Annotated in this window: 16 protein-coding genes; 4 read left to right on the forward strand and 12 right to left on the reverse strand. The window is 51.3% G+C overall.

Going from position 1 to position 14,397, the window contains the following annotated elements:
• Positions 1-4: 4 nt before the first annotated feature.
• Complete coding sequence (locus tag ACYU87_RS05865) at positions 5-796, reverse strand: MBL fold metallo-hydrolase (protein ID WP_461133090.1); 792 nt, start codon at positions 794-796, stop codon at positions 5-7.
• 235 nt (positions 797-1,031) lie between these two features.
• On the opposite strand from ACYU87_RS05865, the gene ACYU87_RS05870 reads away from it, so the two are divergent.
• Entirely contained in the window at positions 1,032-1,292 is a 261-nt protein-coding gene (locus ACYU87_RS05870; protein ID WP_461133091.1) for a hypothetical protein, read from the forward strand.
• A gap of 15 nt (positions 1,293-1,307) precedes the next feature.
• Here the strand turns inward: ACYU87_RS05870 and ACYU87_RS05875 are convergent, their stop codons facing one another.
• The 6 genes from ACYU87_RS05875 to ACYU87_RS05900 form a co-directional block, all read right to left on the reverse strand.
• Positions 1,308-2,510, reverse strand: a complete 1,203-nt coding sequence (locus ACYU87_RS05875; protein ID WP_461133092.1) for a DUF2235 domain-containing protein — start codon at positions 2,508-2,510, stop codon at positions 1,308-1,310.
• 158 nt (positions 2,511-2,668) lie between these two features.
• A complete protein-coding gene (locus ACYU87_RS05880; protein ID WP_461133093.1) occupies positions 2,669-3,340 on the reverse strand; it encodes a 3-keto-disaccharide hydrolase in 672 nt (223 codons plus the stop codon).
• A gap of 15 nt (positions 3,341-3,355) precedes the next feature.
• Entirely contained in the window at positions 3,356-4,156 is an 801-nt protein-coding gene (locus tag ACYU87_RS05885) for a M90 family metallopeptidase (RefSeq protein WP_461133094.1), read from the reverse strand.
• 46 nt (positions 4,157-4,202) lie between these two features.
• Entirely contained in the window at positions 4,203-5,543 is a 1,341-nt protein-coding gene (locus ACYU87_RS05890) for a DUF4403 family protein (protein WP_461133095.1), read from the reverse strand.
• A 291-nt stretch (positions 5,544-5,834) separates the two neighbouring features.
• Positions 5,835-6,383: a DinB family protein gene (locus tag ACYU87_RS05895; protein ID WP_461133096.1), complete on the reverse strand. Its 549-nt coding sequence runs from the start codon at positions 6,381-6,383 to the stop codon at positions 5,835-5,837.
• A gap of 80 nt (positions 6,384-6,463) precedes the next feature.
• The gene (locus ACYU87_RS05900; protein WP_461133097.1) at positions 6,464-7,420 is read right to left on the reverse strand and encodes an MBL fold metallo-hydrolase; all 957 of its coding nucleotides are present in this window, start codon (positions 7,418-7,420) and stop codon (positions 6,464-6,466) included.
• A gap of 221 nt (positions 7,421-7,641) precedes the next feature.
• Between ACYU87_RS05900 and ACYU87_RS05905 the strand changes: the two genes are divergently transcribed.
• From ACYU87_RS05905 to ACYU87_RS05915, 3 genes are all read left to right on the forward strand, one after another.
• Positions 7,642-8,541, forward strand: coding sequence for a helix-turn-helix domain-containing protein (locus tag ACYU87_RS05905; protein WP_461133098.1), 900 nt, complete (start codon positions 7,642-7,644; stop codon positions 8,539-8,541).
• Between the two features lie 86 nt (positions 8,542-8,627).
• Entirely contained in the window at positions 8,628-8,864 is a 237-nt protein-coding gene (locus tag ACYU87_RS05910) for a DUF3820 family protein (RefSeq protein WP_461133099.1), read from the forward strand.
• A 40-nt stretch (positions 8,865-8,904) separates the two neighbouring features.
• A complete protein-coding gene (locus ACYU87_RS05915; RefSeq protein ID WP_461133100.1) occupies positions 8,905-9,564 on the forward strand; it encodes a Rossmann-fold NAD(P)-binding domain-containing protein in 660 nt (219 codons plus the stop codon).
• A gap of 37 nt (positions 9,565-9,601) precedes the next feature.
• Here the strand turns inward: ACYU87_RS05915 and ACYU87_RS05920 are convergent, their stop codons facing one another.
• From ACYU87_RS05920 to ACYU87_RS05940, 5 genes are all read right to left on the reverse strand, one after another.
• Positions 9,602-10,405 carry a hypothetical protein gene (locus ACYU87_RS05920; protein ID WP_461133101.1) on the reverse strand — a complete coding sequence of 268 codons (804 nt, stop codon included), beginning with the start codon at positions 10,403-10,405 and terminating at the stop codon, positions 9,602-9,604.
• 93 nt (positions 10,406-10,498) lie between these two features.
• Positions 10,499-11,911: a S8 family serine peptidase gene (locus tag ACYU87_RS05925; protein WP_461133102.1), complete on the reverse strand. Its 1,413-nt coding sequence runs from the start codon at positions 11,909-11,911 to the stop codon at positions 10,499-10,501.
• 60 nt (positions 11,912-11,971) lie between these two features.
• Positions 11,972-12,211, reverse strand: a complete 240-nt coding sequence (locus tag ACYU87_RS05930; RefSeq protein WP_461133103.1) for a hypothetical protein — start codon at positions 12,209-12,211, stop codon at positions 11,972-11,974.
• A 146-nt stretch (positions 12,212-12,357) separates the two neighbouring features.
• Entirely contained in the window at positions 12,358-13,704 is a 1,347-nt protein-coding gene (locus tag ACYU87_RS05935) for a S8 family serine peptidase (protein ID WP_461133104.1), read from the reverse strand.
• Between the two features lie 51 nt (positions 13,705-13,755).
• The gene (locus ACYU87_RS05940) at positions 13,756-14,166 is read right to left on the reverse strand and encodes a hypothetical protein (protein WP_461133105.1); all 411 of its coding nucleotides are present in this window, start codon (positions 14,164-14,166) and stop codon (positions 13,756-13,758) included.
• Positions 14,167-14,397 lie beyond the last annotated feature (231 nt).

The raw sequence follows: 14,397 nt of genomic DNA on the forward strand, positions 1-14,397 counted from the left end.
GGTTTTACACCAATTCGCTGACCTGGTGCATGGCCCGAATCGAGTAAACGGGGGTTTCAACGTATCGGGAGGCAACAACCACTTCGGTAGTATCCCGGTGGAGATCAAATAGCTCTTTGGTTAACTCCGGACAATTGTTGTCTTTCGATAAGTGCGACAGCAACACATGGCTCATGAAAGCAGGCTTGTGGGTTATGAAAAGATCCAGCGCCTGCTGGTTCGACAAGTGCCCCTTCCCTCCTCTGATCCTGTTCTTAAGGAAATGGGGATACCGGCCATTCTCCAGCATAGCTTCATCGTAGTTGGCTTCCAGAAAGGCCGCATGGCATTGACTGAAGTGTTGAATGAGGTGTTCGCAGGGGGCACCAATATCCGTAAAAACGCCCACTTTCGTCTGTTGACCCGCTACCAGAAAGCTGTGTGGATCGGAGGCATCGTGGTGCTTCGGGAAGGCGGTGATGCGTAGTTCGCCAATTTGGACAGGTTCGTACGCGCGCAGGGCTTTTAACGGAAAACCCGTTTGCGGCAAACCCGAATTCTGCAGCGTACCGGGCGTAATGAAAACAGGTAACTGGTATTTTTTGGCGAGTTGGGGAATACCCCGGATGTGGTCGCCATGCTCGTGAGAGACAAAAATGGCTCTGACCTTTTGGAGGGAAAGCCCCAGCCGTTCCATTCGCCGTTCGGTTTCGCGACAGGAAATTCCGGCATCGATCAGAACCGCATCCTGCTCGTTTCCGACATAGTAACAATTACCGTTGCTGCCCGAATTCAGCGAAGTGATAAACAATTCCATAAGCCTACAAAGTACGGATAAAAAAGGATAGTTTAAGCACGTGGTCGCCTGGTTCCGGCTTTCTGGTAAAACCAGCGTCCATGCAACCGCTCTGGTCGGGCGTGTTGGGTTAGCCAGACCAATACGGTTCATTTCACCCCCTTTTGTAACCGCCGAATGGGGCAATTAAAACATACGTTCATCCTTCCCGGTTAAAATAGATTACGCTGTATCTGCACAACTAGCTATCAGACAGATGGATATCGAACGAATAGCAAACTTCGTAACACCTTTTCGGCTTGTGTCGCTTATGGGTGTCCTGGCAATAGCACAGGGGTTTGTCCATATGGATCAACAGAATAACATTTTGCAGTTCATTTTCGGGATTCCCCTGGCTGCGGGCATGCTGGGCTTCGACTACCTGATACGGCGGGCCACTCGCAACAACACACGCTATTTGTGGCTGGTCGAAGCCATCCTTGTTGCGTTCATGTGGTACGGCTTCAATCACTCATGAGCACTGGCTTAGGGTTTAAAACCCTTTTTCGATATGGTACTTTTGGGGCAAACTGATTTTGTACGGTTTTTTGCAGATCACCGATTTTTGTCGCTCAATGGCACTCTCGGCAATAACCGGAACAATGCCCGCTTCGGCGCATAGACTATCGACATGGCGCATGCCTTTCTGAAAAAACACGCGCTTGATCCAGCGGGCGCGTTCATCCCGGATCTCCCCGTAAAGTGTGTCGGTTTGGGTGCTGCGGGCCAAATACGTATCCGAGAACTGAAGCCCGTGCTGCTTGGCCTGCTCAACCATCCAAAGCAGGGCATTATCCGACAGACCCGCATCGGCATAGCCACCACCGACATTGCTGTGAATGCCCGTAAACCACACCTGTTTTACCCGCTGGTGCGGATCGAGCGTCGTTGCATCCCAGAGGGTTGGTAAAAACGCCCGCCGGTTTTCGTCAATGGAAAGCGCGTGGTAAGCCGATTTGACTTTCGGGTTGAGGCCCACGTTCAGAAAACGATAATTGCCCAGCAACCACTTCGATAATTTTTCCGCCAATACACTGCCCAACAGCCATTTCGGTACTAGTAGCGGAATACCTAACGAACCCACTGTATCCCAGACACCAATCATTTCGATGGTTGGCTCATAGCAGTCGTGGGTTCGTTTATACTGGCTGACCACCTGATCGTTCTTCCCCGTTTTCAGCTGTTTATAAGCCAGGCGAAGCTGCTGGAGGTGTTCCGTGGATTGACTGGCTTTTTTTGCCGATGCCGTTACAGGGCGGTTACTTTCCGTGGTAATAGCTGGCTTGTCGGGTTTGTCATCCGGGTTTGTTGCTGGCCGGGCAAGATGCTGACTGGTCAGCGCCTTATCGATGCCAAACTGGCAGATCAACCCCGCCAGACTACGTACTGTATAAGCCCCGCGACTAAACCCAAACAGATAAATGGAATCGCCGGGTTGATAGCGCTCGGCAATAAACAGGAAGCACTCAAAAATATTGTGCAACAGACCACTGCCCGTCAGGCCACCCATAAATCGGTCCAGGCCTTTGCCGGTACCCACACCGAGATCGTAGAATATTTCTTCCTGCCCCTCGGCTTTTGCCAGCGCCAGTGCCCGGGCGATTTTTACCACATTCGTCGGCACCAGACTGCCCCGGTCCAGTTGTTCGGGATCATTCCAGGTCCCATCGGCACAAACAATAATTTTCTTTCCCATCGTTCACAGCAATTAGCCATGAAAACTTAGGAAAAAGAATGACTACAGGAGCCAGGCATTTAGTTAACGTAACAGATTCTTACTGAGCGATCTGTGCGTGCATCAGCCAACCACAGCTAAGCCTGTACCATGTATAAGCTGCCACGGATTACGGTCACTTATTCGTTTAATTCCTCCAGTTCTACTTTTCTAAAATAGGTTTCTGCGCCCTCCGTTTGAAGCAGAATCTTACCTTCCCGAACGCTGGGGTTTGTACCTGTGGCAACCGTTACGCCATTGACGATGTGGGTACAGACACCATCTTTCGAAATGACCTCTATCCGATTCCATTCACCAGTGGGCTTTTCAGCGTCCCGTTTTTTCGCCATCCGCACCCAGGGGCCGGGCTCATTGCGTTTTCCATCGACCTCAATGGTGGTACCCCCAACGAGCCAGAAATCACCCACATCACCCTCCTGAATCTGGCATTCAATACCCACTGGCCAAACCCGATCTTCGGTGTTGAGGGGAATATGATACATAATTCCACTGTCCCGTTTGGCATTCTCGCGGGGTGGGTAGCGGTTCGCACCCCATTTGAATTCGACCGTAAGATGATAATTCCGGTACGCTTTTTCCGTACACAGGTACCCAAACTCTTTACCGGATACGTGCAGCTGACCATTTTCTACGGAGAAAACCTTCGTTGGATCTTCGTTCGTAGCGCGTTTATCGAGGAAAACGTACCAGCCAGACAGGTTTTTACCGTTAAATAATTGTTGTTTCCTGGGCGGAGTAGCCTTGGTCAACCCGGACGTAAATAGCAGGGCGAGAAAAATACAAGTCTTCATACAGACAGAAAGTGTTTATTCCGCCGGCCCTACTGCTTTATCTGCTTCTAATGGGTTCTGATGGAATATTTCTTCCAGCCGGGTAAACAGTTGCGGGTGTTTTTCCTGAAGCAGATCCGGGCGTTTGAAAAAGTACTCCGATACGACGGCGAAAAATTCAGCTTCGTTCGTAATGCCGTAGGGATTGATATCCGAGTGATTGGCTTTGATGTCGTGAATGCTCTTATGGATGAGCTGTAGCCAGGGTTTCACATGCTCTTTCTCCAGAAGATTTTCCGGCAGTCCATCGGTAGCGCCGTCGGCCTTGTCGAGCAGGTGAACAAACTCGTGAATACCCGTATTCCCTTTGCTGGTGTCATTGGCAAAGCCTTCGTGCAACGCCGGTTTCGACAATACCATGGTACTTTGCAAAGCACCGCCCTCCCCTACCATGCCCAGAATATTCCGATCATCGCCGGTAGTCTGGTAGTCCGCATTAAATCGATCCTGGTACAGCAGCACATTGGTCAGCGGATAGTACCAGTCAGAAAACCCGAAAATGGGAATGATTGCACTGCTGGCCACCAGTACTTTATCCAGATCATCGACCGTCGTGCCTACCCCGTCGATGGTGACATGACCCAGAAAATAGCTTACCCGCTCTTCGAATCGTTTCTTCTTGTCATCCGGCAACGACTGGTAGTACGAAACATGTTTCTGCAACAGTTGCGGGTAGCTGTCGGGCAGGGGCAATACGTCCTTATCTTTTTTGTCCTGTACGTAGCGCCAGAGAAACCAACCGGCTACGAGTACGGTAATCGTAATAAATAAAGTCATCTTTCGGCTGTTTGATTCGTGTCTCTTAAGACCAATGAGTACGCGTTTATAGCTGGTTTACTTTCACACCCACTTTCGATTGCACATTGATCAACGCCTGAATACCATCGGGACGAATGGCTATTTTCTGTGGCACAAACCGAAACGTTTTGATACCCAGATCCGTCGTCTTGCCCGGCCCTTTTTCAAAAGCTTTGTCGATCAGCGTCGGCAGTTTGGCAATATCGTCCCCCAGTGGAATAGTCAGCAAACGTTCCAGTAGCTTAGATAACCCTTTATGCCAAACCGTGTTCGAGCCGCTGGACAATGACTTCGCTGTTTCATCGTCAAAATCCAGCTGGCTAACCCGCAAGGTATTGGTAAGTGTATCGAATACAGGTCGCCCACGCAGGTAAACCGTACCATCCATCAGCCCGCTCAGGTTGGCCTTAACAATCAGCGATTTTTGCCCGCCATAAACCGATACCTCCCTGATAGTCAGGGCACCCAAAGCCAGTTTTTTGTTCTTGTTATTCGTCGTGATGGCCAGCATTCGATTGATGTCGGCGTAGGGAATGTAACTCAGCAGATGCAGGTCGGACGTCTCGGCAACCTGATCCCGTTTTTGTAGCCTGGGCAACGGCGTTTTCGGATGTTCCGGCTCTTTTGGCTTAAGTTCGGTCAGCGTTTCAAGCGCAATCCGGATGGGTGTCGTAATCTGGCGGTCGTTGCCGGTAACCGGCCCGGCCATCACACTGATCGGCTTGGGAGTCAGCCATAACCCGTACGCTTCCGTGATCAACAACGGCTTTTGCAGATCACGCCAGACAGGCTTCACCATTTTATCGAGACGTAGTTCTTTGTGAACGGCGGAGTCGATGGCCATTTCGATCGCTGTTTTATGTTTGTCCAGCATGTTCTGAACCAGCTTCGTCAACGAAATGCCGCCCCCAAATAAGTGAAGTTCGGGTTGTACAATCCAGGTATAATCTGTGAAGTTCGTATGGCTGTCCAGCCGCCAGTTTGGCGTCACCCCGATCGGGCTTTTGAAATTGACGTTCAACGCACAGAAAGGCTTCTTGGGAGGGGTTGTATCGTGACTGAAAGGCTTTGTGAGCCACATCTGCAGGGGTGCCGATAACTTTACCTGCCGATCGGCATACTCGACATGAACAGGCCCAAGCCGCTTGACCCGAAACGAAACAATACCTTTCGTCTTACCGTCCTTCGTCTCTTTACCCACCAGAACGGGATCAAGCTCTCGATTGATCTTTTCTTCCAGTTCCCGAAGGTCAAACGTAATGGTCCCGGCCAGGTAGGATAGCGGGATAGGAATCGGCGGGTCAAACCCCTCCGCTTTGGGTGCCTGTGGTTGCGCCTTCTGGCATTGCGCCAGAAGAACGAGCATGCACAAGCCAGTAATGCAGCCGAATAACGATGTTCTCATCAATGGTGGAAGCGGCCAGAACGCTGTTGTAACCGCATCCCCGATTAACCTGTTTTCTTCCGGGTATGTTTAATGGAGCCATTACTCTGGCTAATTAGGTCGGTACATTATGGGCTGGAGGAAGGAGCTTTCGTTTTCGTGGTCCGTGAGGACACAGACCACGAAAACGCGAAAACGGACTTGGTGCGTTGACGAATTATGTGCTGTCGGTTATTAATAACCGACAGCATATGCCCTGCCTGTATTGAGCGACTAAAATAGCTTTTCATTAGGGGGCTTTATACCCTTCATCCGAATATAGATTGTACACTGCCCCCGGTGGTGGGTCTGGTGCTCGAACGCTTTGGCCAGCAGAACTTCCCGCGTCATTTCACGCTGGCCCATTTTTACTGATTCCGCCAGTTGGGCATCGTTTAGCCCTTTAATGGCATCGAGTATGAAATCGTAGCTGTCCAACACCGTTTTGGTCAGCGCAGCTTTCGTTTTCAGCTCGCTCATTTCTTCCAGCTTCTTGCCCTGAAAGGGGTTTGGTTTACCGCCGACCATCGCCCCAAAGTTGTAATTGGCTGAGGCCAGGTGCAGCATCTGATCGGCAAAACTTCGGATCTCAGGCGTGGGCTTGTAACTCATCCCTTCTTCCGACATTACGTCCAGGTACTCTTTGGTGTATTCTCTGGCCCGTTGCCAGTCGGCCGTTAACTGCGTTATCGTGGTCATGGGGGCGGCCGCTTGCACAGCCGACGACACCCAGAGCAGGCTCACAACGGCGAGCATCAATCGAAGGGATAATTTAGTAATCATAGCAGAATTTCAGTTGACTAGTAACTGGTTATGACTTATTCTGGTAAAAGTTTGCCGAACGCCCAAGCTACTTTGGCTATTTATTCACCGGTTCGTTTTCGATTGGCGGGCTGGGCTGCTTTTACCGGTTTGAGAACAAACGGCTCCCCCGGTGCCAGCACCCTGATTCTGCCAGGATTACTAATCGCTTTCGCCAACCGGGCGGGATCGCCGTTGAATGGGGCAAAGTCAGGCGAGTCTACCGAACCCCAATGGCAAAGCAGCAATGGAGTATTCGGGTAAGCATTGGCTATTTTTACCGCACCCTCAAAGGTGAAGTGCCATTCACTATCCGAGAAATCAAAGAAAATAGCGTCGGGAGTAGGTCTGGTCAGGTGATGGTTCGCTACCAGGCGGGAGTCGCCGGGTGCCCAGATAATTCCATCCGGGGTTTCGATCCAGAAGCCACAGGCATCCTCGTTCCTAAACCGGCGCTTGCTCATGCCCGGATACGCATTCTGGTAGGCATGATCCGCCAGAGTCAGTTTAACCCGTACAGAGCCAACCGTGAAGCTGTCGCCAATGGCATGACCCAAAGCGGGAAGGCCCATGTTCTGCATCAGTGAATCAACATATACCGTTGAGTGAAAGACGCTAGTGGCTCCTTTTAAATCCAGATTAGTTGGTACGCTGAAGTGGTCATTATCGGCATGGGTCACCAAAACGGCGTCCAGGTGGGGAACGGCTTTGGCGGTAATCGGGAAGTCGATGAGCACAGGCATATCGAAGCCTTCCAGTACCGGGTCGACCATAAACGTAGTACCCCGCGAGTTGACAAAAAAGCCGGCAAAGCCCAGCCACCGGATAGTCGTTGCTTTGGATGTACCAAATGCACGGGTGCCGAACAACTGGGTCTTGGGCGCGCGTGCCTGATAGTTCTTTTCTGCTTTTTTAGTCGACGTGGCTTGAGGTCTGTCGCTGGTTGTTTGCGCCTGTGCACCCAAGGTCAGGGCAGAACCAGCCACGGTCAGCAGTGCCCATTTTCGTATAGTTATCATTGGTTTAACTGGGTAAAATTGATTCGATTTTCTGTGCCTACGGAATAGATAAGGTGCTCATTAGCAAGGCAAACAATTTTATTGAGGGCAAATCTCCTGCTATTTTCACCTTTGCCATGTATACAGATTCCGGTTTGACATACCATAATTACCGATTGTGACGATCGGGTGAACATTGGCAGGCCCTGACTGTTATTTTTGGACTTAGTCGACCCGGAAAGATGGATAAGATCAAGCAGTTAGAGAGCGTTGCCCAGTTCAATGCCGAACGCGGACAGCGGGTCCTGCACCCCCTGGTTAGTGTACTGGATCAATCCAGATCAACACGTATTCAACCCACTCGTCAACTGTCGGAACTGTATATCATTTTTCTCAAAGACATCCACTGTCTGCCCTTGATCTACGGGCGGAATCAATACGATTACCAGGATGAGACGTTGCTGTTCATTGCGCCCGGGCAAGTATTTGGTTTTGACCAGACAACCGCCGATCTTCAACCCAACGGCTGGGCGCTCGCCTTCCACCCTGACCTGATCCGCGGCACCTCACTGGGAAAGCATATTAGGGATTACAGTTTTTTTGGGTATGACATCAACGAAGCGCTGCACATTTCGGAGCGCGAGCGGCAGATCGTGCTGGAATGCTTCCGCAAAATTCACTATGAGTTGGAGCATCCTATCGACAGACATACCCGAACATTGATTGTCAGTACAATTGAGTTGTTTCTAAACTACTGCGTACGTTTTTACGACCGGCAGTTTATTACCCGTGAGCATCTGAATAATGATGTGCTGGTTCGGTTCGAAGAGTTAATGGATACCTATTTCGGCTCCGACAAACCTCATACGCTGGGTTTGCCTTCGGTAGGTTACTGTGCCGATCAGCTGAACCTATCAGCCAATTACTTTGGCGAACTGGTTAAGAAGCAAACCGGCAAATCAGCCCAGGAATACATTCAGCTCAAATTAATTGAGGTAGCAAAGGAGAAGATGTTTGATCGGAGCAAGTCCATCAGTGAAACTGCCTACGAAATGGGGTTCAAATACCCTCAGCATTTTGCCCGGCTTTTTAAGCAGCACGTGGGCCAGTCACCCAATGAATACCGGCTATTGACTAAGTAAAACCCGATACGCTGACCTAAACCAACTGTGACCGGATCAATCTCCGGATTGGGACTGTAATTTTGTGAAAATCAATCCTTGTACCCATGCCTGACGAACAAGCCCACGGTAACACCGAAATTTTACGGGAACTGCTGCACTATGAGATGCCGTTTGGCAAGTACAAAGGCAAGCTGATCCGGTCGCTGCCGATGTCATACCTGGAATGGTTCGTACAAAAAGGCTTTCCGTCGGGTAAGTTGGGCATGCTGCTACAAACAATGTACGAGATCAAGCTGAACGGACTGGACTACTTGCTTGACGGATTAAAGCAGAATTTGTAACAGCCGAATAAACGGTTACGATCCTGAACCGATATACTGCATGAAAATCAGAGCAATTATAACCGGCGCAACGGGTATGGTAGGTGAAGGCGTTCTTCATGAATGCCTGTTGCATCCCGATGTGGAGCATGTGCTGGTCATCAACCGCAAACCCGGTGGCGTAACCCATCCGAAACTTAAGGAGATCATTCTCAACGACTTCTTTGATCTGTCGCCGATCGAATCGGAGTTGGGCGGCTATAACACCTGCTTTTTCTGCCTGGGCGTGTCATCGGTCGGGATGGGCGACGACGAGTACCGGCACCTGACGTACGATCTGACCATGAATGTTGCCAGACTACTGTCGAAGCTGAATCCGGATATGACATTTACGTACGTATCCGGAGCAGGCACCGACAGTACCGAAGCGGGTCGGCTGGCCTGGGCGCGGGTAAAAGGCGCCACCGAAAACGCCCTGATGCAGCTGTTCAGGAATGCGTACATGTTCAGACCGGGATTTATGAAACCGACGCCCGGCCTGAAAAATGTGAAAACCTATTACAAATTTATTGCCTGGCTGTATCCCATCGGCCGGGCGCTCTACCCGGCCGGCTTCTCAACCTTGCAGGAACTGGCGCTCGCCATGATCAAATCGGCCAGCATCGGGTACGAAAAGAAAGTTCTGGAGGTGAACGATATCGTAATGCTGGCCAAGCGATAGTTCTCGTACTCCTACAGGAGTTTTAGCAGACAAAAAATCACTCAATTACCGAGACAATGACGTAATTATCGTTGCGGGTGATGCCATACAGAACGGGCTTTGCCGTCGTGCTTCGGTCGATGGAGAAAGCCTGGCCTTCGCTACGGGTTGGAATGGTTTTCACATAATTCAGCGTATGTCCTCGCTCCGGTAATTTTAGAACGTATACTTCGGGTTTGTCATGACCGGTACAGTAAATAAGGCCGCCTGGGCCCCAGGTACCACCCGACGTGCTGTAGGGCGCAAATGCCTGTAGCACATTGGCCGGAAACGCCCAGGCTTCCAGCTGTTGCCAGTTTTCATTAAATTTAACCAGTGTCGTCCAGCGGTTATCCCGCCCCTCGGCGGAAGCTTTATTGGAGTAATTGGCAAAGGCGACCCACCAATGACCCTGGTAAAAATCGGCCCAGGTAACGGAGCCAGGAAACAACCCAAAACTGTGATTACCAATGTGCTTCAGCGTGCGCGTGTCGAAGATTTCGATGGAGCTGGCCATGGGCACATCAGGGTAATTCGAGTGGGTACAGTAAAGTTTCTTCCCAATAACGACGCCACTATTCATGTGCTTCAACAAACCCGTTGTGTCATTCCAGGAGGCTACCTGTTTCCCATCTGACTTCGTATGTTTGGTTAGCGAATGGTTGTTGATAACGTAGAAATGGGTTCGGTCAACTGCCACACCCTGCTGGACCTGAGGCAGTTGAAATCGCCGGATTTCGATTGCTTGCTGCGCCAGGCTGATTGATGAGCATAAAATTCCCAAGACTAAAACGGCATTTCTGATTCCTTGATACAATCGCATGATGTAGAGATTCGCAGGTAAGGGCCGAAAGGTAAGCACCCCGGGCGTTTCGCTACAACTATCAGACGGCTACAGCGTTAAAAAGCAATCATTTTACGGAGCTTGCACTAACCCAGCGCCTACTCGGGTTGCCGGAAACGGAAGTCCTCGGGCCGTATGCTGTAGCTTCTGCCAGAGTTGCATACCACGTAAAACGGGCGAGGACTCCGCCCAGAGAGCGGCACATCCGGCCACATGGGCCGTAGCGGACGCAATACCACTACTAACGGCATACCGGCGCGGCCGCGACCAGGCAGAAAATGTATCGACGCCGGGCGCAGCAATATCAATTTTGCCCACTGGCGAGAACGGAGTAGGCTGGAGATTCTGGTTGAGCGCGGCTACCGACATAATCGTTGGCGAATTGGCCGGTGCACCCACTGATGACCCCGAACTGCTTGATCCGGAAATAAGCAGGCAACCCTTGTTCAGCGCGCTTTGTCCGACAGCGGTGAAGACCGCCGATGGCCCTCCTGCCATAGCCAGCGGTGCAAAAATGACAGGGCACTGATTGGCCATGGCCCAGTTGATACCCGTCAGTACGCTGGCAACGGTGCCCGTCATGGAGTTGGTCAACACCTTGGCCACGTAAATAGCCGATTGGTACCCAATGCCGTAGCGCGGAGTTGGGTTGGCAGGTGCCCGTGAACCACAGGCCGTACCGATCGTGTGCGTGCCGTGCCCGTTTAAGTCCAGAATAGGCTCCCCGACAAAGGTTTGACCGACAAGCGTACGACCTACGAAATCAGGATGTCCCAGATCAAATCCATTCGTCAGTACGGCCACGTTTATGCCTATACCGCTGCGTCGGCTGGCAGTCACTTTACAGGCATTTAGTCCCCAGGTTGCCTGAACCGCGTCTATATCTTCTTCTATTTCCTGATGGGAATGGCCGTTGCCCCCTTTGCGTATCTCGTTGGCAATCGTTTTGGTAGCCCGTAAAAACCCCCGCAAATACGCATTGGAGGTTTGCTGCAATGACTCGGTAAAGCCGGGCAAACCCTCAAACGTAGTATCTGTCGCTAGCTCGACGAAACCACTGTCAACGATACTTCCGCTTGTGCCGCCATCGGCAAACATAAAATACTCCGGATCGATGGAGGCAATAGGACTATCCGCAGCCATCGCGGCCTGGCCATCCATTCTATGCTCAATCGCGGCCTGGCCACCAATCAGCGCTATGTTGAGTTCGGGCAAAAAAACGGCATCGGCATCGGCCAGTTGATCCAGTGTAGCGGCTTGCCCCTCAAAATCTCTCGCATCAGCCATCCGCATACCCAGTCGGGTATTCATCGACGTAATACCTTTTTTGTCAGACCCTTGCTTAAACGTAAGCAGGTAACGACCGGTCCGAAAGCTGGTATCGCCCCGCGCCAGAGCCGCCAGCAACAAGTCTTCTACCGGCGAAGACACGCGGTTATCCGGCGACTCGTCCGGAGCGCCATTAAATGTACCCGATGTGGCCATGACGATGTCCCTCCAGCTAGCTGATACGTAATGATTTCATAAACTTTCCGATCGTTTTGGCTACCAGGTAACCGATTCGTCGGATGGTGGCAGTTGAATCGTTGACTCGGGCGACACATCCGCGACACCGGAAATTTTTCGGATTTTTTGCGCTACCTCATCGCTGCCGGAGCCGGTAATACAGCCAATCTGGTCAAGCACCTGATCAACATCGAATCCTGTTTCCGTTAATTTTCGGGACAGTTCACGAACTGATTTTTCATTGGATAGCGTAACCACCCACTTCTTCGTAGTAGACATAGTTGTATGGGAATAATGTACCGGCTGATCGTCTCCCCCAGAAACGATCAAGATGAGCAAACTGATAATCCATCGGCGGTATATCATGCATTTTTCACGGGCAGGCGGCCCGTAAATACCAAGCCACCTGCCCCGTTTTACGTTGTTCAAGGAGCCTGAACGAGCCCTGCCCCCACGCGGGTAGCCGGGTACGGCAATCGTCTGGCCGTGGCCTGCAACTTCCGCCAGAGTGCTATGCCGCGCAGACTGGATGATGTTTCGGCCCACAGAGCGGCACAGCCCGAGACGTGTGGCGTAGCCATACTGGTTCCGCTAATGGTTTTATAGCGGGTTGGGCGCGGCCACGATGAAAAAACATCCCGCCCAGGCCCCGAAATCTCGACCTTGCCGAAACTGGAATACGATGATGGTGCCAGGTTTGCATCGAGCGAGGCTACCGACATAATCGTTGGTGAGTTGGCCGGATAACCCGTCGCACCACCCGAATTACCGGCTGCGGCAATAATCAGACAACCGTTGTTCAGCGCGGCCTGGCCAGCTGCGGTATAAGCCGGCTGGACTCCACCCGACCCACCCAGGGACATGGATATGACGGCGCACCGATTGGCAATGGCCCAGTTCATACCGGACAGCACACTCCCTCCCACACTTCCACCCGAATTTGACAGTACCTTGCCGACGTAGATCGACGACCGGTAGCCGATACCATAGCGGGGTGTTGTACCGGCTGGCGTTTTGGGACCACAGGCCGTGCCTACCGTGTGCGTACCGTGGCCATGAATGTCCTGAACCGGTTGCCCGACAAACGTCTGGCTCACAATCGGGCGACCTACAAAATCGGGGTGCCCCAGATCAAAACCAGTGTCGAGCACGGCAACTTTTATACCGACACCACTGCGAACGCTGGGTGGTACCCGGCAGGCATTCAGCCCCCAGGTTGCTCCAAGTACCTGCGCTTCTTCTTCCACATCAATCAGCGCATTTCCGCTTTCTCGCAGTTCTTTCGCGATGGTTTCAGTGGCCTGCAAAAACCCGCGCAGAAATTCGTTCGGCGTACCGGGCGCCGTGGCCGTGGCCTGGCCCTGCAAAAATTCGGAATACATACTATCCGCAAAAACGAAATACTCCGGGTCGATAGACAGGATTGGGCTGTCGGAGGCAATCTCAGCAAAGGTGCTGATGCTGCGTTCCTGAGCCGCATGACCACCCAGTAGGGCAGAGCCAATTTCCGGAAAAATGACTGCATCCGCATCACTGAGGCTTTCCATTTCCAACGCCTGATTGTCGAAATCGCGGGCATCAGCAACGCGCATTCCCTGCGTTTGCAGAGACTGGAGCCCTTCTTCAATTGCCCCTTCTTTAAACGTGACTATATAACGGCCCGTCTCGAAACTGGTGTCATTGCGCTCCAGGGCAGCGAGCAATAGTTCATCAACGGATGTCGAAGCCCGGTTGGTCCCGTTTGACGAATTGGATGACTCTTTCTTAGCCATGATTTTTCACTTTTTTGGTTGTTAGATAGAATAAGAGGAAGGGTTTGATGATCAGATCCAGGATGGATCGACGAGAACGTCCAGCCGTACGTTTAAGGCTTGGCCAAAATTCACATTGATGCGCGTCGTGAAACCACCGTTGAAGGGACTCACATTGAGTACACTCATTGATGCGTTGCCAATGAATCGATTCTGGCGGGCATCCGAGCTAAATTCGCTGATCGAGACAAACACCCGCGAATTGGCCGTAATCCGGGCGTCCATTGACCGCAGGTTGACCAGCCCGTTTCCCCGCCAGGTAAAAAACGTGGAGAAGGTAGCCGCGCTTAAATTAGCCCCTACCTCCTTTGGTGCGGCCTGATGGCCGGCAGCCTTGGTATCCTGTATTTGCTCGGGCAAATTACTACCTGCCATAACCGCTTTGGCAGGACTCTCTTCCAGTTTTACGCTTTTAGTTTCCATGATTGTTTTGGGTTTGATAATCCCGATTTAGATTATCTCTTGAGACAAAGTAGGGCGGTAAATCAGTACAAAAACAAAACCCCTTATTTAACGGTAAATGTTTAAAAATCAACTATTTACAATATAAATACAGTTGCATTATAGGTTATTTTATAAGGCTACTTTCCAAATTCGTTTGGTTGCAGCTAGCGAATTTGTTTTGCTGGAAAAGGTACACTTCCGAGATTCGAT

The organism is Spirosoma lituiforme (assembly GCF_054776635.1).

Coding starts and splice junctions, on each gene's coding strand:
- ACYU87_RS05930 (WP_461133103.1), bottom strand. CDS start 12,211: ATGTCTACTACGAAGAAGTGGGTGGTTACGCTATCCAATGAAAAATCA.
- ACYU87_RS05875 (WP_461133092.1), bottom strand. CDS start 2,510: ATGGGAAAGAAAATTATTGTTTGTGCCGATGGGACCTGGAATGATCCC.
- ACYU87_RS05900 (WP_461133097.1), bottom strand. CDS start 7,420: ATGATAACTATACGAAAATGGGCACTGCTGACCGTGGCTGGTTCTGCC.
- ACYU87_RS05925 (WP_461133102.1), bottom strand. CDS start 11,911: ATGGCCACATCGGGTACATTTAATGGCGCTCCGGACGAGTCGCCGGAT.
- ACYU87_RS05920 (WP_461133101.1), bottom strand. CDS start 10,405: ATGCGATTGTATCAAGGAATCAGAAATGCCGTTTTAGTCTTGGGAATT.
- ACYU87_RS05880 (WP_461133093.1), bottom strand. CDS start 3,340: ATGAAGACTTGTATTTTTCTCGCCCTGCTATTTACGTCCGGGTTGACC.
- ACYU87_RS05905 (WP_461133098.1), top strand. CDS start 7,642: ATGGATAAGATCAAGCAGTTAGAGAGCGTTGCCCAGTTCAATGCCGAA.
- ACYU87_RS05915 (WP_461133100.1), top strand. CDS start 8,905: ATGAAAATCAGAGCAATTATAACCGGCGCAACGGGTATGGTAGGTGAA.
- ACYU87_RS05885 (WP_461133094.1), bottom strand. CDS start 4,156: ATGACTTTATTTATTACGATTACCGTACTCGTAGCCGGTTGGTTTCTC.
- ACYU87_RS05895 (WP_461133096.1), bottom strand. CDS start 6,383: ATGATTACTAAATTATCCCTTCGATTGATGCTCGCCGTTGTGAGCCTG.
- ACYU87_RS05870 (WP_461133091.1), top strand. CDS start 1,032: ATGGATATCGAACGAATAGCAAACTTCGTAACACCTTTTCGGCTTGTG.
- ACYU87_RS05940 (WP_461133105.1), bottom strand. CDS start 14,166: ATGGAAACTAAAAGCGTAAAACTGGAAGAGAGTCCTGCCAAAGCGGTT.
- ACYU87_RS05890 (WP_461133095.1), bottom strand. CDS start 5,543: ATGCTCGTTCTTCTGGCGCAATGCCAGAAGGCGCAACCACAGGCACCC.
- ACYU87_RS05865 (WP_461133090.1), bottom strand. CDS start 796: ATGGAATTGTTTATCACTTCGCTGAATTCGGGCAGCAACGGTAATTGT.
- ACYU87_RS05910 (WP_461133099.1), top strand. CDS start 8,628: ATGCCTGACGAACAAGCCCACGGTAACACCGAAATTTTACGGGAACTG.
- ACYU87_RS05935 (WP_461133104.1), bottom strand. CDS start 13,704: ATGGCTAAGAAAGAGTCATCCAATTCGTCAAACGGGACCAACCGGGCT.